The following is a 20,299-nucleotide window of genomic DNA, read 5'->3' on the forward strand; positions in this document are numbered from 1 at the left end:
CGCTTTACGCCGCGCCGCGCGCGGCCCTATAAGGCGCGCGACCGACAGGAGCCCTGCCCCATGACCTTCCGTCACCGCCACCTGCTCGGGATCGAGCCGCTGCACCCGCTCGAGATCACCGAGCTGCTCGACCGGGCCGACCATTACGCCACGCTCAACCGCGAGGGCCGCGCGCCGCGCGACGTGCTCGCCGGCCTCACCCAGATCAACATGTTCTTCGAGAACTCGACCCGCACCCAGGCCAGCTTCGAGCTGGCCGGCAAGCGGCTCGGGGCCGACGTGATGAACATGGCGATGCAGGCCAGCTCGCTGAAGAAGGGCGAAACGCTGATCGACACGGCGCTGACGCTGAACGCGATGCGCCCCGACCTCTTGGTGGTGCGCCACCCCAATTCGGGCGCGGTCGACCTGCTGGCGCAGAAGGTGAACTGCGCGGTGCTGAACGCGGGCGACGGCCGGCACGAGCACCCGACGCAGGCACTTCTGGACGCGCTGACCATCCGCCGCGCCAAGGGGCGGCTGCACCGGCTGTCGATCGCGATCTGCGGCGACATCGCCCATAGCCGCGTCGCGCGCTCGAACATCATGCTCTTGGGCAAGATGGAGAACCGGCTGCGGCTGATCGCGCCGCCGACGCTGATGCCATCGGGCGTGGCCGAGTTCGGCGTCGAGGTGTTCGACGACATGGAAGAGGGCCTGAAGGACGTCGACGTGGTGATGATGCTGCGGCTGCAGAAGGAGCGCATGGATGGCGGCTTCATCCCCTCCGAGCGCGAGTATTTCCACCGCTACGGGCTCGACGCCGCCAAGCTTGCGCACGCCAAGGACGACGCCATCGTCATGCATCCCGGCCCGATGAACCGCGGCGTCGAGATCGACGGCACCATCGCCGACGACATCAACCGCTCGGTGATCCAGGAGCAGGTCGAGATGGGCGTCGCGGTGCGGATGGCGGCGATGGAGCTTCTGGCGCGCAACCTGCGCGCCGAGCGGACCGGTACGGAGGCCACGGCATGAGCACGCTTTTCACCAATGCCCGCCTGATCGACCCCGAGGCCGGGACCGAGCGCCGCGGCGCGCTGCTGGTCGAGGGAGGCCACGTCAAGGCGGTGATCGAGGGAACCGAGCTGCCCGAGGCGCGCGAGGTGATCGACTGCCGCGGCAAGTGCCTCGCGCCGGGCATCGTCGATCTCGGCGTCAAGGTCTCCGAGCCCGGCGAGCGCCACAAGGAAAGCTTCGCCTCCGCCGGCCGCGCCGCGGCGGCGGGCGGCGTCACCACCATGGTGACGCGCCCCGACACCAGCCCCGCGATCGACACGCCCGAGACGCTCGAATTCGTGGTGCGCCGCGCCCGCGAGGACAGCCCGGTGCGGGTGCTGCCGATGGCGGCGCTGACCAAGGGCCGCGAGGGCCGCGAGATGACCGAGATCGGCTTTCTGAAGGATGCCGGCGCGGTCGCCTTCACCGATTGCGACCGGGTCGTCACCGACACCAAGGTCTATTCCCGCGCGCTGACTTATGCCCACTCGCTCGGCGCGCTGGTCATGGGCCACGTGCAGGAGCCGGGGCTGTCGAACGGCGCCTGCGTGACATCGGGCAAGTTCGCCTCGCTGCGCGGGCTGCCGGGCGTGTCGCCGATGGCCGAGCGCATGGCGCTCGACCGCGACATCGCGCTCGTCGAGATGACGGGCGCGCGCTACCACGCCGACCAGATCACCACCGCCCGCGCCCTGCCGGCGCTCACGCGCGCCAAGACCAACGGCCTCGACATCACGGCGGGCGTCTCGGTGCACCACCTGACGCTGAACGAGCTCGACGTCGCGGACTACCGCAGCTTCTTCAAGCTGAAGCCGCCGCTGCGCTCGGAGGAGGACCGCGAGGCCGCGGTCGAGGCGCTGGCCTCGGGGCTGATCGACGTGCTGTGCTCGATGCACACGCCGCAGGACGAGGAGAGCAAGCGCCTGCCCTTCGAGGAAGCCGCCTCCGGCGCGGTCGGGCTCGAGACGCTGCTGCCCGCGGCGCTCCGGCTCTACCACGCCGAGCGGATCGACCTGCCGGCGCTGTTCCGGGCGCTCTCGCTCAACCCGTCGAAGCGGCTGGGGCTCGAGACCGGGCGGCTCGCGGCCGGCGCGCCGGCCGACCTCGTCTGGTTCGATCCGGACGCGCCCTTCGTGCTCGACCGGGCCACACTCAGGTCGAAATCGCGCAACACCCCCTTTGACGGGGCGCGGCTGCAAGGCAGGGTCCTCGGGACCTGGGTCGCAGGTCGGAGCGTGACGGAGACCGCCTGATGCCGCTGATGGAGAGCCCCACCGCCCTTTTGATCCTCTGGGCGGCCGTCGGATACCTCTTGGGCTCCATCCCCTTCGGGCTGGTGATCACCCGGCTGATGGGGCTGGGCGACGTGCGCGCCATCGGCTCGGGCAATATCGGCGCGACCAACGTGCTCCGGACCGGCTCGAAGCCGGCGGCGCTGGCCACGCTGCTGCTCGACGCCGGCAAGGCGATCGCGGCGGTGATCCTGGCGCGGATCTTCGCCGCCGAGGACGCGGCGCAGATCGCGGGGGCCGCGGCCTTCGCCGGGCATTGCTACCCGGTCTGGCTGCGGTTTCGCGGCGGCAAGGGCGTGGCGACGCATCTGGGCCTCCTGATCGCGCTGAGCTGGCCGGTGGGTCTTGCCGCCTGCGCCACCTGGCTCGCGGCGGCCTTCGCCTTCCGCTATTCCTCGCTCGCGGCGCTTCTGGCGGCGGGCTTCGCGCCGCTGTGGTCGCTGCTTCTGGGCGAGGGCCGGATCGTCGTGCTGGGGATGGTGCTCGCGCTCATCCTCTATGCCCGCCACGCCGCCAACATCGCGCGGCTGCGCGCCGGCACCGAGCCGCGGATCGGCGCGAAATAGGCCAACGCTGCGTTTCCCGATCGGCGCTTGTCGGCGGATGCGGCGCCGTGCCATTCAGCGGGCATGACCGAACTCGAACGTCTCCGCATCGATGCCCGCGTGGCTCGCGAGGGCAAGCAGTACCCGACGGCGCTGCTGCTGGCGCTGTTTCTCGGGCCGCTGGGCGCGCACCGCTTCTATCTCGGCCGTCGCGGCAGCGCGGCGATGATGCTGATGCTGGCGGTGACGGTGGTGGGGCTGGCGGTGACGCTGGTCTGGACCCTGTGGGACCTCGTCCGCCTGCCGCGCATGGTGCTGGACGAGAACCGCGCCCTGCGCGCCCGGCTCAGGGACGAGCACGCCGCCCGGCAGGAGGCGCAGGGCCTCGCCGCCGAGTAGCGCACCGCGCGCCCTTCGCCGCCCAGCCCGCGCCGCTCAGTAGGAATGCGCGGCGTAGATCTTCTTCAGGTCGCCGCCCCACTCGCCCTCGTACTCGGCCAGCAGCTCGTCGGCCGGGGTGCGCCCGGTCTCGACGCTCTCCTTCAGCGCGTTGAGGAAATGCGTCTCGTCGGGGATCAGCCCGCCATTGCCGGGCCGGGCGCGGTTCTTGAGGCCGGTCTCGGCGATCGCCACCGCCTGCCGCGCCAGCTCGTGCATCGAGATGTCGCCGACCCGCGCCTGCAGCCCCTCTTCGGCGGCGGCCACGCGCAAGCTTTCGCGGGTCTCGGCGTCCCAGCCCTTCACGAGATCCCAGGCCGCGTCGAGCGCGGTCGTGTCGTAGGTCAGCCCGACCCAGAAGGCCGGCAGCGCGCAGAGACGGCGCCACGGGCCGCCATCGGCGCCGCGCATCTCGATGAACTTCTTGACCCGCGCCTCGGGGAACACCGTGGTCAGGTGGTCGGCCCAGTCCGACAGCGTCGGCTTCTCGCCCGGCAGCGCCGGCAGCTCGCCCTTCAGGAAGTCGCGGAAGGACTGGCCCAGCGCGTCGATGTACTTGCCCTCGCGGTAGACGAAGTACATCGGCACGTCGAGCACCCAGTTGACGTAGCGCTCGAAACCCATGCCCTCCTCGAAGGCAAAGGGCAGCATGCCGGTGCGCGAGTCGTCGAGGCCCCGCCAGATGCGCGAGCGCCAGGACTTCATGCCGTTGGGCCTGCCCTCGAAGAAGGGCGAGTTGGCGAAGAGCGCGGTGGCCACCGGCTGCAGCGCCAGCGCGACGCGCAGCTTCTTGACCATGTCGGCCTCCGACGAGAAGTCGAGATTCACCTGCACCGTGCAGGTGCGGTACATCATCTGCTTCCCGTGGGTGCCGACGCGGTCCATGTAGTCGGTCATCAGCCGGTAGCGCCCCTTGGGCATCATCGGCATCTGCTCTTGCGTCCATTCCGGCGCGGCGCCGAGCCCGATGAAGCCGACGCCGATCTCGTCGGCGACGCTCTTCACCTCGGCGAGGTGCTGGTTCACCTCGTCGCAGGTCTGGTGGATGGTCTCGAGAGGCGCGCCCGACAGCTCGAACTGTCCGCCCGGCTCGAGGCTGATGTTGGCGCCGTCGCGCTCCAGCCCGATCAGCTTGCCCTGCTCTTCCACGGGGGACCAGCCGAAGCGGTCGCGCAGGCCTTCCAGCATGGCGCGGATCGAGCGCGGCCCCTCATAGGGCAGCGGCTTCAGGCTGTCGCGGCAATAGCCGAACTTCTCGTGCTCGGTGCCGATGCGCCAATCGGCCTCGGGCTTGCAGCCCCGGGCGAGGTACTCGGCGAGCTGGCCGTGATGCTCGATCGGACCGCCGCCGGATTGGGGGATGGACATGGGGCTGGCTCCGTTACTCGATAGGCGGGGCTACAGGTGTCGCGCATGGCGCGACAAGTCAATGGAGGCGTCCCCCGGTTTCTCGCGGGTCCGGTTCGCGCAGGCGCACAGCTTGGGACGTCGCCGGGCTCACACCACGGTGAGCCGCGCCGGCCGGGTCCAGACGGTCACGGCGTCGCGGCCGGTGCCGTTCAGCAGCTCCAGCATCCGGCCGCGCTTCAGCCCCGGCAGCGCGGCGAAGGCGTCGAACAGCGCCTCGGCCCCGTCGGCCGTGACCGGGATGGCGAGCACCTCGGAACCGGTCTCGAGCAGCCAGTGCGCGGGCCTGGCCGAGCGGTCGAGCCTGAGCCGGGTCACGGCATCGAGATCGACCGTGCCGCCGGTCAGGGGCCCCATATAGGCGACGCGGCCCTCGTCGATCCGCACGATGCCGGGGCCCCGCCCCTCCTGCCGGAAGCGCCAGCGCTGGATGCCGCCGACCACCAGCCCGCCGCCCAGCGCCGCGAGCAGCCAGCCCAGCCATTGCAGGATGCCGAAGCTCGTCAGCGCCCACCACAGCCCGAGCCCGGCGACGGCGAGCCCGGCGATCACCTCGCGCCCGCGCCACAGCATGGCGCGCGCCTCGGGGCGCAGCAGCTCAGCCATCGAACCGCCCCGCATCTGCGGCCGCCCGGCTCATCGCCAGTCTCCGAGACGGTGCTGCCAGAGCGTCAGCGCCGCCACCGCCGCCGTGTCGGCGCGCAGGATGCGCGGCCCGAGGCTGACCGGGTGCGCCCCGTCGAGCTTGCGCAGCCGCGTCCGCTCGGCCTGCGAGAACCCGCCTTCCGGCCCGACCAGCACCGCCCAGGGCCCGGGCAGGTCCGGCAGCTCGCCGGTCTCGCCCACCAGCCGCTCGTCGCAGAACATCAGCCGCCGCCCGCCGGGCCAGCCGTCGAGCAGCTTCGCCAGCTTCACCGGTTCGGCCACCTCCGGCACGAATGTGCCGCCGCATTGCTCGGCCGCCTCGACGGCATGGGCCTGCAGACGATCCACCCGCACCCGCTCGGAATTGGTGAACTCGGTCAGTACCGGCAGGATCCGCGCCGCCCCCATCTCGACCGCCTTCTCGACGATGAAGTCGGTGCGCGCCTTCTTGATCGGCGCGAAGGCCAGCCACAGGTCGGGCGGCGGCTGGAACGGACGGGTGAGTTCGCCGATCTCCAGCTCGCCGCCGCGCTTGTTCGCCTGCAGGATGGTCGCGTCGAACTCGCCCGAGCGGCCGTCGAAGACCGACAGCACCGTGCCCGCCGGCAGCCGCATCACCCCCGAGAGGTAATGCGCCTGCGCCGCCGGAAGCTGAACGGTTTGCCCTTGGGCGAGCGGGTGATCTAGATACAGCCGGACCTTGGATGCCATGGGGCGGACCATATGAAAGCGGCGGATCGGACACCAGAGGGCCCGGAGGGGGGCGTCGCGGACGCGGTGCGCGGCAACTGGGTGGACCGGCTGGCGCCGCCCGCGACCCGGCCCTACCTGCGGCTGAGCCGCGCCGACCGGCCGATCGGCACCTGGCTCCTGCTGCTGCCCTGCTGGTGGGGGCTGATGCTGGCCGCGCTGGCAGTGGACGGCTTCGGCCCGAAAGCCGCCTGGATCGGCCTCGGCTGCGCGCTGGGCGCCTTCCTGATGCGCGGCGCCGGCTGCACCTGGAACGACGTGACCGACCGGCACATCGACGGCTCGGTGGCGCGCACCCGCTCGCGGCCGATCCCCTCGGGGCAGGTCACCGTGACCGGCGCGCTGATCTGGATGGCGGCGCAGTCGCTGGTCTCGCTGGCGATCCTGCTGACCTTCGACTGGGCGGCGATCGGGCTGGGCGTGCTGTCGCTCGCCCCGGTCGCGATCTACCCCTTCGCCAAGCGCTTCACATGGTGGCCGCAGGTCTTTCTCGGGCTGGCCTTCAACTGGGGCGCGCTGCTGGCCTGGGCGGCGCTGACCGGGGCGCTCTCCTGGGCGCCGGTGGTGCTCTATCTCGCCGGCATCGCCTGGACGCTGTTCTACGACACGATCTACGCCCACCAGGACGCCGAGGACGACGCGCTGATCGGGGTGAAGTCGACCGCCCGGCTGTTCGGCGACCGCTCCAAGGCCTGGCTCAGGGGCTTTCTGGTCGCCACGGTGCTGCTGATGGGGCTGGCGGTGCTGCTGGCGATGCGCGAGCGTTCGCTCCTGTCGCTGGTGGTGGCGCTGGGCGGGCCTTGGGCGATGGGCTGGCACATGGTCTGGCAGCTGTCGCGCTTCGACCCCGAGGACGGGCCGGGCCTGTTGCGGCTGTTCCGTTCGAACCGCGACACGGGCCTCCTGCCCTTGCCGTTTTTCGCCGTCGCGCTGGCGCTGTGATTGATCCCTCCGGGCGCGGCCCGTAAAAGGCGCGGATCGCAACAACCCTCGAGGCCGGGATGCGCCTGCCCCCCATCGCCGCCACGCTGATCGCCTTCGCCGCCGCCGGCGGGCTTTCCGCGATCGCCGCCCGCACCGCCGTGGCGGTGGTCGAGGACGTCTCCGTGACCGAGGTCCGCGCCGCGCTGGCCGCGCAGGGACACGACTGGGCCCGCGTGCAGGGCGACGGGCTGCAGGTGATCCTCGAAGGCGCCGCGCCGACCGAGGCGGTGCGCTTCCGCGCCATGTCGGTGGCAGGCGGCATCGTCGATTCGAGCCGGGTGATCGACAACATGCAGGTGGCCGAGGCCGAGACGCCGCCACCGCCCGACTTCGCGGTCGAGATCCTGCGCAACGATGGCGGCGTGTCGCTGATCGGCCTGCTGCCCGCCGCGACCGACCGCGAGGCGCTGTCGAGCGAGCTGGCCGATCTCGCCGGCGAGGGCGGCGTCAGCGACCTGCTCGACGTGGCCGACCACCCGGTGCCCGCGGGCTGGGCGCCGGCGCTGCGCTACGCCGCCCGCGCGCTCGAGAGCCTGCCGCGCGCCAAGCTCTCGGTCCGCCCGGGCCGGGTGCGGATCGAGGCGATCGCAGACAGCCCCGAGGCGCAGCGCCGGCTCGAGGCCGAGCTGGCCCGGCTGAAGCCCGACTCGGTCCGGCTGACGCTGCGGATCCGCGCTCCCCGCCCGGTGATCGCCCCCTTCACCGCCCGCTTCGTGATCGACGATGACGGCGCCCGCTTCGACGCCTGCTCGGCCGACACCGAAGCCGCGCTGGCGCAGATCACGGCGGCCGCCGAAGAGGCCGGCGCCGAGGCGCCCTTCGACTGCCGGCTGGGGCTCGGCGTGCCGTCGGGCAACTGGGGCGAGGCGGTGGCCGAGGCGATCGGCGCGCTGGCCGAGCTCGGCGGCGGCAGCGTCACCTTCTCGGATGCCGACGTCTCGCTGGTGGCCGCGCAGGGCACCGACGAGGCGCAGCTCGACCGCGTCGCCGGCCGGCTCGGCAACGCCCTGCCCGATCTCTTCGCGCTCGAGGCGGTGCTGCCGGAACCGGCCGAGGCCCGCCCCGAGGACGCGCCGCGCTTTTCCGCGCGGCTCGCCGAGGACGGCACGGTGCGCCTGACCGGGCGGCTGGCCGACCAGCTCAGCGCCACCACCACCGAGAACTTCGCCCGCGCCCGCTTCGGCCGCGACGAGGTCGAGATCTCGACCCGCCTCGCCGACGCGCTGCCGGCCGACTGGTCGGTGCGGGTGCTGGCCGGGCTCGACGCGCTGGCGCTGCTGCGCGAGGGCAGCCTCGAGGTCGGCCCCGAGACCGTCGCCGTGTCGGGCCGCACCGGCCGCAAGACCGCCTCGGCCGAGATCGCCCGGCTGATGGCCGAGAAGCTCGGCCAGGGTGCCGAGTTCGAGATCGACGTCAGCTACGAGGAGGCGCTCGACCCGATCGCCGGCCTGCCCAGCCCCGAGGAATGCCTGCGCCAGATCACCTACGTGACGGCCGACACCAAGATCACCTTCGACCCGGGATCGGCCTCGATCACCGCCGAGGCGCGGCCCGTGGTCGACGACATCGCCGAGATCGTGCGCCGCTGCCCCGAGCTCGAGATCGAGGTGGCCGGCTACACCGACAGCCAGGGCCGCGACGAGATGAACCTCGCGCTGAGCCAGAAGCGGGCCGACGCCGTGGTCGAGGCGCTGCGCCGCTCGCGCGTGCCGGTGGCGGGCTTCACCGCCGTGGGCTACGGCGAGGCCGACCCGATCGCCGACAACGACACCGCCGACGGCCGCGAGGCCAACCGCCGGATCGAGTTCCGGCTGACCGGCGCGCAGGCCGAAGGCCCCGAACAGGCCGACGCGGCCGCGGACCCGGACGCGGACGCGGCGACAGAGGAGGCGACGGTGATCGACGCGGACGCGCCGCAGGCCATGGACAAGCCCGGAACGGGCCCGAGGGCGCGGCCCTCGGACGACGACGAGTAGGGACAGGAACGTGAACAGGACCGAGTTCATCATCGCCACGGCGGTCATCCTCTTCGCCGCCTTCGCGCTGGGCTGGTTCGCCAGCTGGCTGGTGAACCGCTTCACCCGCGTCACCCGCGCCGATATCGGCGAGCTCGACCGCATGGCCCAGGCGCTGCACGAGGCCGAGGAGACCCGCGACCAGGCGATCACCTATGCCGAGGACCGCGAAGCCGAGCTGACCGGCCAGATCAAGCAGTCCGAGGCCGAGCTGCGCGCCGCGATGGAGGCGCTGCGCGAGGCGCGCGGCGAGGCCGAGGAGCTGCGCGCCTGGATCGAGCGTCAGAACGCGGGCTGAGCCCCCTGCCATCCCGGCGCGATCCGGCATAGCCTGCGCGGCATGGAATCGGCACTGGATTACTGGCGCGCACGGGCGCTGCTCGACTGGCAGATCGAGATGGGCGCCGACGAGGCGATTCTCGACGCGCCGCTCGACCGCTACACCCTGACCGATGCGCGCCCCGCCGCGGTGCCCGCCCCCGGCGCAGCCCCTGCCGTGGCGCCCCGCCCCGAGGCGCCCGACCCGGTCGAGCTGGCCCGCGCCGCCGCCGCCGCCGCCCCCGATCTCGAGGCGCTCGCCGCGGCGATGGACGCCTTCGAGCCCTGCGAGCTGCGGCGCGGCGCCCGCAGCACCGTCTTCGCCGCCGGCCGGGCCGGGGCGCGGGTGATGCTGCTGCTCGATCCGCCGCGCCGCGACGAGGACCGCGCCGGCGCGCCGGTCGCGGGCGCGGGCGCGGTGCTGCTCGAACGGATGCTCGGCGCGATCGGGCTGTCGGCCGAGGCGCCCGACCTCGAAGGCGCGGTCTACATGGCCCCCGTGCTGCCCTGGCGCTCGCCGGGCGACCACGCGCCCGACCCCAAGGACCTGGCGATGATGCGCCCCTTCCTCGAACGCCATGTCGAGCTGGCCGGCCCGGACCTGCTGGTGGTGATGGGCTCTGTGGCCTGCGCGGCGCTGATGGATGGCGGCGGGCTGCACCGGCTGCGCGGCCGCTGGGCCGAGCTGATGGGCCGCCCGGCGCTGCCGATCTTCCCGCCCGCGCGGCTGCTGGCCGATCCGGCGCTCAAGCGCGAGGCCTGGGCCGACCTTCTGACGCTGCGCGCCCGGCTCGACCGGCCGCGCTGACGGGAGACCGCATGATCGACCCGCTCACCCTCCTGGCCTTCGTGCCCGCCGCGCTGGCGCTGAACCTGACGCCCGGCGCGGACATGATGTTCTGCCTCGGCCAGGGCCTGCGTGGCGGGCCGCGCGCCGCGCTCGCCGCCGATGCCGGGATCGCGCTGGCGATCCTCGGCCATGTCACGCTGGCGGGCCTCGGGCTCGGCGCGGCGGTGGCGGCCCTGCCCTGGCTCTTCGACGCCATCCGCTGGGCCGGCGTGGCCTACCTGCTGTGGCTGGCCGTCGCCGCCCTGCGCGCGGGCGCCCCGGCCGCCGACCTCCCCGCCGTGCGACCGGCCCGCGCCTTCCGGCAGGGGCTGGTCGTGAACCTCACCAACCCCAAGGTGATCCTGTTCGTGCTGGCCTTCCTGCCGCAGTTCACCGACCCGGCGCGGCCGCTGCTGGCGCAGTTCCTCGCGCTCGGCGCGGTGCTGGCCCTGGGCGGCCTGGTGGTCAACGGCGCGGTCGGCGTCTTCGCCGGCGGCGTCGGCCGGCGCCTGGCCGGCTCGGCCCGGTTCCAGCGCTGGCTCGGCTGGGTCTCGGCCTCGATCTTCGCCGGCCTCGCCGCCCGGCTCGCCCTCGTGCAGAAGGCCTGAGAATGGATCGCGACTTCCTGCCCGTCCGCATCGCCGTGCTCACCGTGAGCGACAGCCGCAGCCGCGCCGACGACCGCTCCGGCGACACGCTGGAAGAGCGGTTGATCGCGGCCGGCCATCACCTCGCCGCGCGCAACATCCTGCCCGACGACCGCGCCGCCATCGCCGCGCGGCTGCGCGCATGGTGCGCCGACCCCGAGATCGACGTGGTGATCTCGACCGGCGGCACCGGGCTCACCGGGCGCGACGTGACGGTCGAGGCGCATCGCGATGTCTACGAGAAGGAGATCGACGCCTTCGGCACGGTGTTCACGATGGTGTCGATGGGCAAGATCGGCACCTCGGCGGTGCAGAGCCGCGCCACCGGCGGCGTGGCAAACGGCACCTATCTCTTCGCCCTGCCCGGCTCGCCCGGCGCCTGCCGCGACGCCTGGGACGAGATTCTGGAGAAGCAGCTCGACTACCGCCACAGGCCCTGCAACTTCGTCGAGATCATGCCGCGGCTCGACGAGCACCTGCGGCGCAAGTGATCAGGCGGCCGGGCAGCCGCTGATCTCGACCGCGCGGCCGCCGCCCAGCACCGTGAGCGTCAGCGCCGAACGGTCGAGCGCCACGCCCTGCCCGCCGGCATGGCCGATCTCGGTGGTCGCCACCAGGCGCCCGCCCTCGCGCCGCACCCGTGCCGGCGTGGTCCAGAGCGCCGGGTCGCCGGTCTCGACCACCACGGTCTCCTCGGCGCCGAGCGGCGGAAGCGCCAGCGTCGCGGTCAGCGCCAGCCCCCTTTCCGACGGCCGGACGGCGCAGGTCGCGGCGTCGAGCCCCGCCTCGGCGGGCGTCATCGGCCGGTCGGCCAGCGCCACCGACAGCGAAGCGTCGCGATCGGCGCTGACCGGCAGGTCGGCCGCGAAATCGAGCGAGACCGGCACGCAGACCTCCTCGCAGACGCCGATGTCGAGCCGGCCGCGCATCCGCGCCGGCGCGCCCGGCGCGGCGGGCGTAAGCTCGACCGGGATCGTCACCTGCTCGGCATAGCCGATGGATTCGTAGCCGCTCTGCTCGAACACCTCCGGCACCGGCCAGTGGAAGCGCACGCTCGCCACGTTCTCCGATCCGGTCCAGTCCACCTCCGGCGGAATGCCCGCCTCGCCCGGCGCGCGCCAGTAGGTCTTCCAGCCCGGCGCCATGGTCAGCCGGAACCCGGCCATGTGGGTGCCGGTCTCGGTGCGCCAGCCCGGCAGCACGTCGAGGCGGACGATCTGGTCGGCGGGGCCGGCAAGGGCGGGGCCGCAGGCCAGCGCGGCGGCGAGAAGCGGGGCGAATTGTCTCATGGCACGGGTGTGCCCCTGCGCGTGATCAAAGGGAAGTCACGTCGGCGCGAGAGGCCCGCTCGGGCCCGCCGGCGTTCACGCCGCCGCGACGAAGCCTGCCCCCGGCCCTTGATCGCGCCTGCCGCAGGCCACATTGTTGAATCATGAAAGCCCTGAACGCAGACCTGAGCGGCAAGCTGCTGATCGCCATGCCCGGCATGGGCGATCCGCGCTTCGACCATGCGGTGATCTTCATCTGCGCCCATTCCGAGGACGGCGCGATGGGGCTGATCGTCAACAAGCCGGCGACCGAGGTGCGGTTCTCCGACCTGCTCGACCAGCTCGGCATCTCGCCCGATCCGGGCCTGCGCGACATCCGCGTGCATATCGGCGGCCCGGTCGAGGAGAGCCGCGGCTTCGTGCTGCATTCGACCGACTATGAATCCGAGCAGGGCACGCTGCAGGTCGACGAGGGCACCGCCATGACCGCGACGCTCGACGTGCTCGAGGAGATCGCGCATGGGCGCGGGCCGAAATCCTCGCTGCTGGCGCTGGGCTATGCCGGCTGGGGGCCGGGCCAGCTCGAGGACGAGATCGCCCAGAACGGCTGGCTGATCGGCGAGGCGCAGCACGCCGTGGTCTTCGGCCGCGCCAACGAGCACAAGTGGACCGCCGCGCTCAAGGGCATCGGCATCGACCCGCTGACCCTGTCCTCGACCTCCGGCACGGCCTGACCTTCGAGCGGCGCGCCCGGCCCCGGCCGGTCGCCTTGCGTATTTTCGGAGAAAAGTAGACCTCTCTGGACTACTTTTCTCTTCAAATACGCAGATCCCGCCCTGTCAGCCCTCCTGCCCTTCGGCGATCAGCGCCTCGACGATGGCTCGCGCGCTGTCGGAGGACCAGTCCGCCTCGCCCTGCAGCCGGGCGATCTCCTGCCCCTCGGCGTCGAGGATCAGCGTCACCGGCAGGCCGAGCACGCCCAGATCGCGCGCCAGCGTCTGGCGCGGGTCCTTGTGGCGCGGCAGGCTCTCGGCGCCGATCTCGGTCAGGAAACGCTCCATCCCGGCCGGGTCGTTGCGGCCGGTGGCGATGGTCACGACCTCGAAATCGTCGCCGCCGTATTCGTCCTGCAGCGCGGCGAGCTGCGGCATCTCCACCCGGCAGGGCGCGCACCACGTGGCCCAGAAGTTCACCAGCACCGGCTTGCCCTCGAACTCGGCCAGCGTCATCTCCGTGCCGTCCTCGGCCTCGAAGGCCACGTCCGAGCCGGGCTGCGGTTCGGCATGCACGGCGAGCTTGCGCATGTCGCCCTCGCGCAGCGCCTCGAGCGCCGCGGGGTCCGCGTTTGCAAGGCTCACTGACGCCATGTAAAGACCGATGAGAACGACGCTGCGCATGTGACTTCCCTTAAGGACCAAGTGATGACCGAGAGCTCCAACGCGATGTGGGGCGGCCGTTTCGCCGCCGGGCCGGATGCGATCATGGAGGCGATCAACGCCTCGATCGGCTACGACCGGCGACTGGCGCCGCAGGACATCGAAGGGTCCCGGGCCCATGCCGCGATGCTCGCGGCGCAGGGCATCATCGACGCTAAGGATGCGGAAGAGATCAGGAAAGGCCTTCTCACGGTCTTGTCAGAGATCGAAGGCGGCAGCTTCGAGTTCTCGACCGCGCTCGAGGACATCCACATGAACGTCGAGGCCCGCCTCAAGCAGCTGATCGGCGAGCCGGCGGGCCGGCTGCACACCGCGCGCTCGCGCAACGACCAGGTCGCGACCGACCTGCGGCTATGGGTGCGCGACCAGTGCGACGCCGCCGACGCGGCGCTGAAGGCGCTGATCGAGGCGCTGCTCGGCCAGGCCGAGACCGGCGCCGACTGGGTGATGCCCGGCTTCACCCACCTGCAGACCGCGCAGCCGGTGACCTGGGGCCACCACATGATGGCCTATGTCGAGATGTTCGCCCGCGACCGGGCGCGCTTCGCAAATGCCCGCGCGCTGATGAACGAAAGCCCCTTGGGCGCCGCCGCGCTCGCCGGCACCTCCTTCCCGATCGACCGCGAGGCGACCGCGAAGGCGCTCGGCTTCGACCGGCCGATGGCCAACAGCCTCGACGCCGTGTCGGACCGCGACTTCGCGCTCGAGTTCCTGTCGGCCGCGACGATCTGCGCCATGCACCTGTCGCGGCTCTCCGAAGAGCTGGTGATCTGGTCCTCGGCGCAGTTCCGCTTCGTGGCGATGTCGGATCGTTGGTCGACCGGCTCCTCGATCATGCCGCAGAAGCGCAATCCCGACGCCGCCGAGCTGATCCGCGCCAAGATCGGCCGGATCATGGGCGCCAACGTGGCGCTGCTCACGGTGATGAAGGGCCTGCCGCTCGCCTATGGCAAGGACATGCAGGAGGACAAGGAGCAGGTCTTCGACGCCGCCGACAACCTGATGCTGTCGCTGGCCGCGATGACCGGCATGGTGGCCGACATGACCGGCAACCCCGAGCCGATGCGCGCCGCCGCGGCCTCGGGCTTCTCGACCGCGACCGACCTTGCCGACTGGCTGGTGCGCGAGTTGGGCCTGCCCTTCCGCGACGCGCATCACGTCACCGGGTCGCTGGTGGCGCGCGCCGAGGAGAAGGGCTGCGACCTGCCGGAGCTTTCGCTCGAGGACATGCAGGCCGTGCATGAGGGCATCACCGAGGACGTATTCGGTGTGCTGACGGTCGAGAACTCGGTCGCCTCGCGCAGCGCCTATGGCGGCACCGCGCCCGACAACGTGCGCGCCCAGATCGCCCGCTGGCGCGAGGCGCTGCGGTGAGACCGGCGCTCGTGGCGCTGCTCCTGCTCGCCGGCTGCGGCGCCGAGGCCCCGCCCGAGCGGGCCGGGGCGACGCTGGATTACGGCGCCACGGGCCCCGGCCGGACGCTGGGCGGCCTGGGCGAGGCGCGGCCGTGAGGTGGTTCTGGCTGGCGCTGGCGGTCTGGGGCGCGCTGCACCCGATGCGCTGGTCGATCGCGTGGTTCGCGCAGAACGGCTATTCCTGGGACGGTCTGCTGGCCGCCTGGGGCGCCAATCTCGCCACCAAGGCGCTGGCCTGGGAGCTGGTGATCGCCGCGATCACGCTGATCGCCTGGATCCTCGTCGAGGTCCGGGTGCGGCGCAACTGGGAGGCGCTGCTGGCGATCCCCGCCACCGCCCTGATCGGCGTCGGCTGCGGCCTGCCGCTGTTTCTGTTCCTGCGCACCCGGCCGATCTAGCCGGGCTCGTTTGATCGGGTCCATCTAGTCGGGCCTGGTCGCGCTCAGCACCGCCAGCGGCATCGCCACCTGCCAGCCGGTCTCGGTCTGCGGCTGCAACCGCACCGCCGCGATCGAGCCGGCGAGGATCGCCGCCACCCGTTCGCGCGGCTGGTCGCGCAGCAGCATCGAGACCGCGACCGTGCCGGTCGAGAAGGCCTCGAACAGCTGGTCGGGCGATTCGATCTCGAGCACCGCCTTCAACCGCTCGATGCCCTCGTAGCGCAGCCCCGCCTCCGCGATCAGCGGCTCGGCCTCGGCCGGGCGGGCAAAGCGGTTCAGGTCCGGCTGCTTCGGGATCAGGCCGGGTTCGGCATGTTCGCGGATCGGCCCCAAGATGGCGGCGAAGGCCGGCGAGGCCTCCGGCCCGACCCAAGCCGACATCGCGAAGCGCCCGCCCGGCCGCAGCACCCGCGCCACCTCGGCCAGCGCGCGCGGCTGGTCCGGCAGATGCGGGATGCCCAGCGAGCACAGCACCGCGTCGAAGCGGCCCGCGTCGAAGGGCAGGTCCTGCGCGTCGCCCAGGTGATACTCGGCCCGCGGCGCGTTGGCCCGCGCCGCCTCGAGCATCGTCTCGGAGAAGTCGAGCGCCACGACATGCGCGCCGGTCGCGCGCAGCATCCGCGTCATCGCGCCCTGGCCGCAGCACAGGTCGAGCACCTCCTGGTGCGGCCGCGGATCGGCGATCTCGACCAGCCGCCGCGCCCCCACCTCGGCGGCGGGCCCGAACCAGTGCCGGAAGGCGGCCGCGATCCCGGCGCTCGACCAGCCTTCGCGCTCGCGCTCCGCGAATGTCGCGTAGTCGCCCATCATCCCCCCGCCCTAGGCGGTTCCCGGCCATGATCATAACATGCCGGGCGGCCCGCCGCGACAATCGCGGGGGTTGGGATCACCAACCGATCTGTTAAGACCCGAGCCGGAATCTGCAGCGGAGCGCCAGCCTTGGACCATTTCCTCTACCGCGACGGCCGGCTGATGGCCGAGGATGTCGCCATTTCCGAGATCGTCGCCAGCGTCGGCACGCCGGTCTACGTCTATTCCTCCGCGACGCTGCTGCGCCATCTCAAGCTGTTCGAGGACGCGCTCGAAGGGCTGCCGCACCTCGTCTGCTTCGCGGTCAAGTCGCTCGGCAACGTCGCGGTGCTGAAGCTTCTGGGCGAGGCCGGGGCCGGGATGGACATCGTCTCGGGCGGCGAATACGCCCGCGCCCGCGCCGCCGGCATCCCGGGCGAGCGCATCGTCTTCTCCGGCGTCGGCAAGACCCGCGACGAGATGCGCATGGCGCTCGAGGGCGGCATCCGCCAGTTCAACGTCGAGAGCGAGCCCGAGATGCAGGCGCTCTCCGAGGTGGCCGTGTCGCTGGGCAGGACCGCCCCGATCACCATCCGCGTGAACCCGGACGTGGATGCGAAGACCCACGCCAAGATCGCCACCGGCAAGTCCGAGAACAAGTTCGGCATCCCGATCGCGCGGGCGCGCGAGGTCTATGCCATGGCCGCCGCCCTGCCCGGAATCGAGGTGATCGGCATAGACGTGCATATCGGCAGCCAGCTGACCGAGCTCGCCCCCTTCGAGGCGGCCTTCACCAAGGTGGCCGAGCTGACCGAGACCCTGCGCGCCGAGGGCCACGACATCCGCCGCCTCGATCTCGGCGGGGGCTTGGGCATCCCCTACGAGCGGGTCAACGAGGCGCCGCCGCTGCCCTTCGACTACGGCGCGCTGATCCGGCGCACGGTCGGGCATCTGGGTTGCGAGATCGAGATCGAGCCGGGCCGGCTGGTCGCCGGCAATGCCGGTCTGCTGGTCAGCCGCGTCACCTACGCCAAGTCCGGCGAGGGGCGCGACTTCCTGATCCTTGATGCTGCGATGAACGACCTGATCCGCCCGGCGATGTACGAGGCGCATCACGACATCGTCCCGGTGGTCGAGCCCGAGGCCGGCGCAGAGACCCGCAAATGGGACGTGGTCGGCCCGGTCTGCGAGACCGGCGACACCTTCGCGCGCGGCCGCGACCTGCCGCCCGTCGCCGAGGGCGACCTCGTGGCCTTCCGCTCGGCCGGGGCCTACGGCGCGGTGATGGCCAGCGAGTACAACGCCCGCCCCTTGATCCCGGAAGTGCTTGTGCGCGACGATCAATTCGCGGTTATCCGCCGCCGCCCCAGCTATGAGGAAATGATCGCGCGCGATACCATCCCCGAATGGCTATGATGGAGAGGCCCATCCCGCGCCACGGAGCACCGGCACCCTGACCGAGACCCGCGATCCCCTGTCGCATCTGAAACGCCCCGTCGCGCTGACCCGCGCCGGCATGGTCGCCGAGCGCGCGCTGCGCGCCTTCTGGCCGCTCTGGACCGTGCTGGCCGTGGCGCTGGCGCCGCTGATCGCGGGCTGGCAGGACCGGCTGCCGGTCGAGATCTTCTGGGGCTGGGCGGTGATCGCGGTGCTCGGCGCGGCCGTCGCGCTGGGCTGGGGGCTGTGGCGCTTCCGCTGGCCCTCGCGCGCCGCCGCGATCGACCGGCTCGACCGCAGCCTGCCCGGCCGCCCGGTCTCGGCGCTTCTCGATGCGCAGGCGACGGGGCGCGGCGATATCGGCTCCGAGGCGCTCTGGGCCGCGCATCTGAAGCGGATGCGCGCGCGCAGCGACCATGCCGCCCCGGCCCGGCCCGACCTGCGGCTGGCCGCGCGCGACCCGTTCGGACTGCGCTACATCGCGCTCCTGTTCCTCGTCGTGGCGCTGCTCTTCGGCTCGGTCTGGCGCGTGGGCTCGGTCGTCGGCATGACGCCGGGCGGCGGCGGCGCGCTGGCCGAGGGCCCGGTCTGGGAAGGCTGGATCGAGCCGCCCGCCCATACCGGCCTGCCCTCGCTCTACCTTGCCGACCAGCCGCCCGGCCCGCTCGCGGTACCCGAGAACAGCCGGATCACCGTGCGGCTCTACGGCGAAATCGGCGCGCTGACCCTTTCGGAGACCGTCTCGGGCCGCACCGAGGACCTGCCGGCCGCCTCCGACGCCAGCCAGAGCTTCATCGTCACCCGCGACGGCCGCATCGCCATTTCCGGCCCCGGCGGCGCGGCGTGGGACGTCACCGTCACCCCCGACGCCGCGCCCGAGATCGCCGTCGCCGGCCCGCTCGAGACCGAGGGGCTGGGGCAGATGACGCTGCCCTTCCGCGCCAGCGACGATCACGGCGTGGTCTCGGGCACCGCGCGCATCGCGCTCGACGTCGAGGCGGTGGAGCGCCGCCACGGCCTCGCCACCGAATGGCAGGCGCGCGAGCCGATCGTGGTCGACCTGCCGATGCCCTACAGCGGCGCGCGCGACGAGGTCGAGGAGGTGCTGGCGGGCGACTTCTCGCAACACCCCTTCGCCAACCTGCCGGTGCGGATCACGCTGCAGGCGACCGATGCCGCCGAGCAGACCGGCGAATCGGGCCCCTACCCGACCACCCTGCCGGGGCGGCGCTTCTTCCAGCCGCTGGCCCGTGCCGTGGCCGAGCAGCGCCGCGACCTTCTGTGGTCCAAGCAGAACGCGGCCCGCGTGCGCGACGTGCTGCGGGCGGTCTCGCACCGCCCCGAGGGGCTGTTTCGCGACCGCAGCACCTACCTGCGGCTGCGCGTGGCGCTGCGCCGGCTCGACACCGCCGCCGGCGCGCCGGGCGGGCTGAGCGATGCCGCGCAGGCCGAGATCGCGCAGGCGCTGTGGGATCTCGCGGTGCAGCTCGAGGACGGCACGCTGGCCGATGCGCGCGAGCGGCTGCGCCGGGCGCAGGAACGGCTGGCCGAGGCGATGCGCGAGGGCGCCACGCCAGACGAGATCGCCGAGCTGATGGACGAGCTGCGCGCCGCCACCGACGACTACCTGCGGATGCTGGCCGAGAACGCCGAGCCGGGCGAGAGCGGCCTCGACCAGCCGCAGACCGGCCAGAACGAGGGCATGCAGGTCACGCAGGACGAGCTGCAGGCGCTGATGGACCGGATCCAGGAGCTGATGGAGGAAGGCCGGATGGCCGAGGCGGCCGAGCTGATGGAGCAGCTCAACCGCATGATGGAGAACCTGCGCGTCACGCAGGGCGAAGGCGGCGGCGGCCCGCAGACCCCGGGCCAGCGTTCGATGCAGGATCTGCAGGACACGCTGCGCGGCCAGCAGGACCTGTCGGACGAGGCCTTCCGCGACCTGCAGGACCGGTTCAACGGGCGCCAGCCCGGCCAGCGCGGCCAGTCTCCGGGCCGCCAGCCCGGCGCCGGACAGCCCGGTGACAACGGCCCGCCGCAGGACGGCCAGCCGCAGCCGGGCCAGCAGGGCGGCGACGGGCAGGGCGACATGCGCGGCTCGCTCGCCGACCGGCAGCAGGCGCTGCGCGACGAGCTTGAGCGCCAGCGCGGCGCCCTGCCCCGCCTCGACGGCGAGAGCGCCGACCGCGCCCGCGGCGCGCTCGACCGGGCCGAGGGCGCGATGGACGAGGCCGAGCGGGCGCTGCGCTCGGACGATCTCGCCGGCGCGATCGATAGGCAGGCCGAGGCGATGGAGGCGCTGCGCGAGGGCGTGCGCGAGCTGGGCCGCGCGCTGGCCGAGAACGGCGAGCCGCAGCCCGGACAGGGCGAGGCCCGCGGCGGCACCGGCGCCGAGACCGGCCCCGGCCGCCGCGACCCGCTGGGCCGGGACATGGGGTCGAACGGGCGGATGGGCACCGAGGATTCGCTGCTTGGCGACGGCGACGTGGCCCGCCGCGCCGAGGAGCTCCTGGACGAGATCCGCCGCCGCGCCGGCGAACGCGAGCGCCCGCAGAGCGAACGCGACTACCTCGAGCGCCTGCTCGACCTGTTCTGAGCGGCCGGCC

22 protein-coding genes are annotated in these 20,299 nt (G+C 72.6%); 16 read left to right on the forward strand and 6 right to left on the reverse strand.

Going from position 1 to position 20,299, the window contains the following annotated elements; all coding sequences use genetic code 11:
* Positions 1-60 precede the first annotated feature (60 nt).
* The 4 genes from BLT43_RS16520 to BLT43_RS16535 all read left to right on the forward strand — a co-directional run bounded on the left by BLT43_RS16520 (position 61) and on the right by BLT43_RS16535 (position 3,274).
* Positions 61-1,017 carry an aspartate carbamoyltransferase catalytic subunit gene (locus tag BLT43_RS16520; protein WP_090114667.1) on the forward strand — a complete coding sequence of 319 codons (957 nt, stop codon included), beginning with the start codon at positions 61-63 and terminating at the stop codon, positions 1,015-1,017.
* Complete coding sequence (gene pyrC / locus BLT43_RS16525) at positions 1,014-2,291, forward strand: dihydroorotase (RefSeq protein ID WP_090114668.1); 1,278 nt, start codon at positions 1,014-1,016, stop codon at positions 2,289-2,291. The genes BLT43_RS16520 and pyrC overlap by 4 nt, the downstream gene beginning before the upstream one ends.
* A complete protein-coding gene (gene plsY / locus BLT43_RS16530; RefSeq protein ID WP_090114669.1) occupies positions 2,291-2,896 on the forward strand; it encodes a glycerol-3-phosphate 1-O-acyltransferase PlsY in 606 nt (201 codons plus the stop codon). The genes pyrC and plsY overlap by 1 nt, the downstream gene beginning before the upstream one ends.
* A 63-nt stretch (positions 2,897-2,959) precedes the next feature.
* Positions 2,960-3,274: an NINE protein gene (locus tag BLT43_RS16535; protein ID WP_090114671.1), complete on the forward strand. Its 315-nt coding sequence runs from the start codon at positions 2,960-2,962 to the stop codon at positions 3,272-3,274.
* Between the two features lie 36 nt (positions 3,275-3,310).
* Here BLT43_RS16535 and BLT43_RS16540 read toward each other — a convergent pair whose 3' ends face one another.
* The 3 genes from BLT43_RS16540 to BLT43_RS16550 all read right to left on the reverse strand — a co-directional run bounded on the left by BLT43_RS16540 (position 3,311) and on the right by BLT43_RS16550 (position 6,076).
* On the reverse strand, positions 3,311-4,681 hold the full coding sequence (locus BLT43_RS16540) for a glutamate--cysteine ligase (protein ID WP_090114672.1): 1,371 nt from the start codon (positions 4,679-4,681) through the stop codon (positions 3,311-3,313).
* Positions 4,682-4,810: 129 nt separating this feature from the next.
* Entirely contained in the window at positions 4,811-5,326 is a 516-nt protein-coding gene (locus tag BLT43_RS16545) for a hypothetical protein (RefSeq protein WP_090114800.1), read from the reverse strand.
* Between the two features lie 30 nt (positions 5,327-5,356).
* The gene (locus BLT43_RS16550; protein WP_090114673.1) at positions 5,357-6,076 is read right to left on the reverse strand and encodes a 16S rRNA (uracil(1498)-N(3))-methyltransferase; all 720 of its coding nucleotides are present in this window, start codon (positions 6,074-6,076) and stop codon (positions 5,357-5,359) included.
* Positions 6,077-6,088: 12 nt separating this feature from the next.
* Between BLT43_RS16550 and ubiA the strand changes: the two genes are divergently transcribed.
* Genes ubiA through moaB form a run of 6 tightly spaced genes read left to right on the forward strand, consistent with a single transcriptional unit; the run spans position 6,089 to position 11,399 of the window.
* Positions 6,089-7,057: a 4-hydroxybenzoate octaprenyltransferase gene (ubiA, locus tag BLT43_RS16555; RefSeq protein ID WP_090114675.1), complete on the forward strand. Its 969-nt coding sequence runs from the start codon at positions 6,089-6,091 to the stop codon at positions 7,055-7,057.
* 59 nt (positions 7,058-7,116) lie between these two features.
* Complete coding sequence (locus BLT43_RS16560) at positions 7,117-9,075, forward strand: OmpA family protein (RefSeq protein ID WP_090114677.1); 1,959 nt, start codon at positions 7,117-7,119, stop codon at positions 9,073-9,075.
* A 10-nt stretch (positions 9,076-9,085) separates the two neighbouring features.
* On the forward strand, positions 9,086-9,412 hold the full coding sequence (locus tag BLT43_RS16565) for a hypothetical protein (protein WP_090114679.1): 327 nt from the start codon (positions 9,086-9,088) through the stop codon (positions 9,410-9,412).
* Between the two features lie 42 nt (positions 9,413-9,454).
* A complete protein-coding gene (locus BLT43_RS16570; RefSeq protein ID WP_090114681.1) occupies positions 9,455-10,240 on the forward strand; it encodes a uracil-DNA glycosylase in 786 nt (261 codons plus the stop codon).
* Positions 10,241-10,251: 11 nt separating this feature from the next.
* Positions 10,252-10,869: a LysE family translocator gene (locus BLT43_RS16575; RefSeq protein ID WP_090114682.1), complete on the forward strand. Its 618-nt coding sequence runs from the start codon at positions 10,252-10,254 to the stop codon at positions 10,867-10,869.
* A 2-nt stretch (positions 10,870-10,871) separates the two neighbouring features.
* Entirely contained in the window at positions 10,872-11,399 is a 528-nt protein-coding gene (gene moaB, locus BLT43_RS16580; protein ID WP_090114684.1) for a molybdenum cofactor biosynthesis protein B, read from the forward strand.
* Here the strand turns inward: moaB and BLT43_RS16585 are convergent, their stop codons facing one another.
* A complete protein-coding gene (locus tag BLT43_RS16585; RefSeq protein WP_090114686.1) occupies positions 11,400-12,197 on the reverse strand; it encodes a protein-disulfide reductase DsbD domain-containing protein in 798 nt (265 codons plus the stop codon).
* A 143-nt stretch (positions 12,198-12,340) separates the two neighbouring features.
* Here BLT43_RS16585 and BLT43_RS16590 point away from each other — a divergent pair, with 143 nt between their 5' ends.
* Positions 12,341-12,910 (forward strand): YqgE/AlgH family protein, encoded by a 570-nt coding sequence (locus tag BLT43_RS16590; RefSeq protein ID WP_090114688.1) that lies wholly within the window; start codon positions 12,341-12,343, stop codon positions 12,908-12,910.
* A 105-nt stretch (positions 12,911-13,015) separates the two neighbouring features.
* Here BLT43_RS16590 and BLT43_RS16595 read toward each other — a convergent pair whose 3' ends face one another.
* Positions 13,016-13,573, reverse strand: a complete 558-nt coding sequence (locus BLT43_RS16595) for a TlpA family protein disulfide reductase (RefSeq protein WP_090114690.1) — start codon at positions 13,571-13,573, stop codon at positions 13,016-13,018.
* A gap of 24 nt (positions 13,574-13,597) precedes the next feature.
* Between BLT43_RS16595 and argH the strand changes: the two genes are divergently transcribed.
* Genes argH through BLT43_RS19405 form a run of 3 tightly spaced genes read left to right on the forward strand, consistent with a single transcriptional unit; the run spans position 13,598 to position 15,425 of the window.
* Positions 13,598-14,986, forward strand: coding sequence for an argininosuccinate lyase (gene argH, locus BLT43_RS16600; protein WP_090114692.1), 1,389 nt, complete (start codon positions 13,598-13,600; stop codon positions 14,984-14,986).
* Positions 14,983-15,123: an argininosuccinate lyase gene (locus tag BLT43_RS19400; RefSeq protein WP_131802684.1), complete on the forward strand. Its 141-nt coding sequence runs from the start codon at positions 14,983-14,985 to the stop codon at positions 15,121-15,123. Before argH ends, BLT43_RS19400 begins: the two co-directional genes overlap by 4 nt.
* Complete coding sequence (locus tag BLT43_RS19405; RefSeq protein ID WP_090114694.1) at positions 15,120-15,425, forward strand: DUF2834 domain-containing protein; 306 nt, start codon at positions 15,120-15,122, stop codon at positions 15,423-15,425. The genes BLT43_RS19400 and BLT43_RS19405 overlap by 4 nt, the downstream gene beginning before the upstream one ends.
* Positions 15,426-15,449: 24 nt before the next feature.
* Here BLT43_RS19405 and BLT43_RS16610 read toward each other — a convergent pair whose 3' ends face one another.
* Positions 15,450-16,277: a class I SAM-dependent methyltransferase gene (locus BLT43_RS16610; RefSeq protein WP_090114695.1), complete on the reverse strand. Its 828-nt coding sequence runs from the start codon at positions 16,275-16,277 to the stop codon at positions 15,450-15,452.
* 129 nt (positions 16,278-16,406) lie between these two features.
* Here BLT43_RS16610 and lysA point away from each other — a divergent pair, with 129 nt between their 5' ends.
* Positions 16,407-17,672 (forward strand): diaminopimelate decarboxylase, encoded by a 1,266-nt coding sequence (gene lysA, locus BLT43_RS16615; RefSeq protein WP_090114696.1) that lies wholly within the window; start codon positions 16,407-16,409, stop codon positions 17,670-17,672.
* 58 nt (positions 17,673-17,730) lie between these two features.
* Positions 17,731-20,289, forward strand: coding sequence for a TIGR02302 family protein (locus tag BLT43_RS16620; protein ID WP_090114698.1), 2,559 nt, complete (start codon positions 17,731-17,733; stop codon positions 20,287-20,289).
* The last annotated feature ends 10 nt before the right edge of the window (positions 20,290-20,299 follow it).

The organism is Limimaricola pyoseonensis, assembly GCF_900102015.1.
In the GTDB taxonomy this organism is placed as follows: Bacteria; Pseudomonadota; Alphaproteobacteria; order Rhodobacterales; family Rhodobacteraceae; genus Limimaricola; species Limimaricola pyoseonensis.

Coding starts and splice junctions, on each gene's coding strand:
- BLT43_RS16520 (WP_090114667.1), top strand. CDS start 61: ATGACCTTCCGTCACCGCCACCTGCTCGGGATCGAGCCGCTGCACCCG.
- pyrC (WP_090114668.1), top strand. CDS start 1,014: ATGAGCACGCTTTTCACCAATGCCCGCCTGATCGACCCCGAGGCCGGG.
- plsY (WP_090114669.1), top strand. CDS start 2,291: ATGCCGCTGATGGAGAGCCCCACCGCCCTTTTGATCCTCTGGGCGGCC.
- BLT43_RS16535 (WP_090114671.1), top strand. CDS start 2,960: ATGACCGAACTCGAACGTCTCCGCATCGATGCCCGCGTGGCTCGCGAG.
- BLT43_RS16540 (WP_090114672.1), bottom strand. CDS start 4,681: ATGTCCATCCCCCAATCCGGCGGCGGTCCGATCGAGCATCACGGCCAG.
- BLT43_RS16545 (WP_090114800.1), bottom strand. CDS start 5,326: ATGGCTGAGCTGCTGCGCCCCGAGGCGCGCGCCATGCTGTGGCGCGGG.
- BLT43_RS16550 (WP_090114673.1), bottom strand. CDS start 6,076: ATGGCATCCAAGGTCCGGCTGTATCTAGATCACCCGCTCGCCCAAGGG.
- ubiA (WP_090114675.1), top strand. CDS start 6,089: ATGAAAGCGGCGGATCGGACACCAGAGGGCCCGGAGGGGGGCGTCGCG.
- BLT43_RS16560 (WP_090114677.1), top strand. CDS start 7,117: ATGCGCCTGCCCCCCATCGCCGCCACGCTGATCGCCTTCGCCGCCGCC.
- BLT43_RS16570 (WP_090114681.1), top strand. CDS start 9,455: ATGGAATCGGCACTGGATTACTGGCGCGCACGGGCGCTGCTCGACTGG.
- BLT43_RS16575 (WP_090114682.1), top strand. CDS start 10,252: ATGATCGACCCGCTCACCCTCCTGGCCTTCGTGCCCGCCGCGCTGGCG.
- moaB (WP_090114684.1), top strand. CDS start 10,872: ATGGATCGCGACTTCCTGCCCGTCCGCATCGCCGTGCTCACCGTGAGC.
- BLT43_RS16585 (WP_090114686.1), bottom strand. CDS start 12,197: ATGAGACAATTCGCCCCGCTTCTCGCCGCCGCGCTGGCCTGCGGCCCC.
- BLT43_RS16590 (WP_090114688.1), top strand. CDS start 12,341: ATGAAAGCCCTGAACGCAGACCTGAGCGGCAAGCTGCTGATCGCCATG.
- BLT43_RS16595 (WP_090114690.1), bottom strand. CDS start 13,573: ATGCGCAGCGTCGTTCTCATCGGTCTTTACATGGCGTCAGTGAGCCTT.
- argH (WP_090114692.1), top strand. CDS start 13,598: ATGACCGAGAGCTCCAACGCGATGTGGGGCGGCCGTTTCGCCGCCGGG.
- BLT43_RS16610 (WP_090114695.1), bottom strand. CDS start 16,277: ATGATGGGCGACTACGCGACATTCGCGGAGCGCGAGCGCGAAGGCTGG.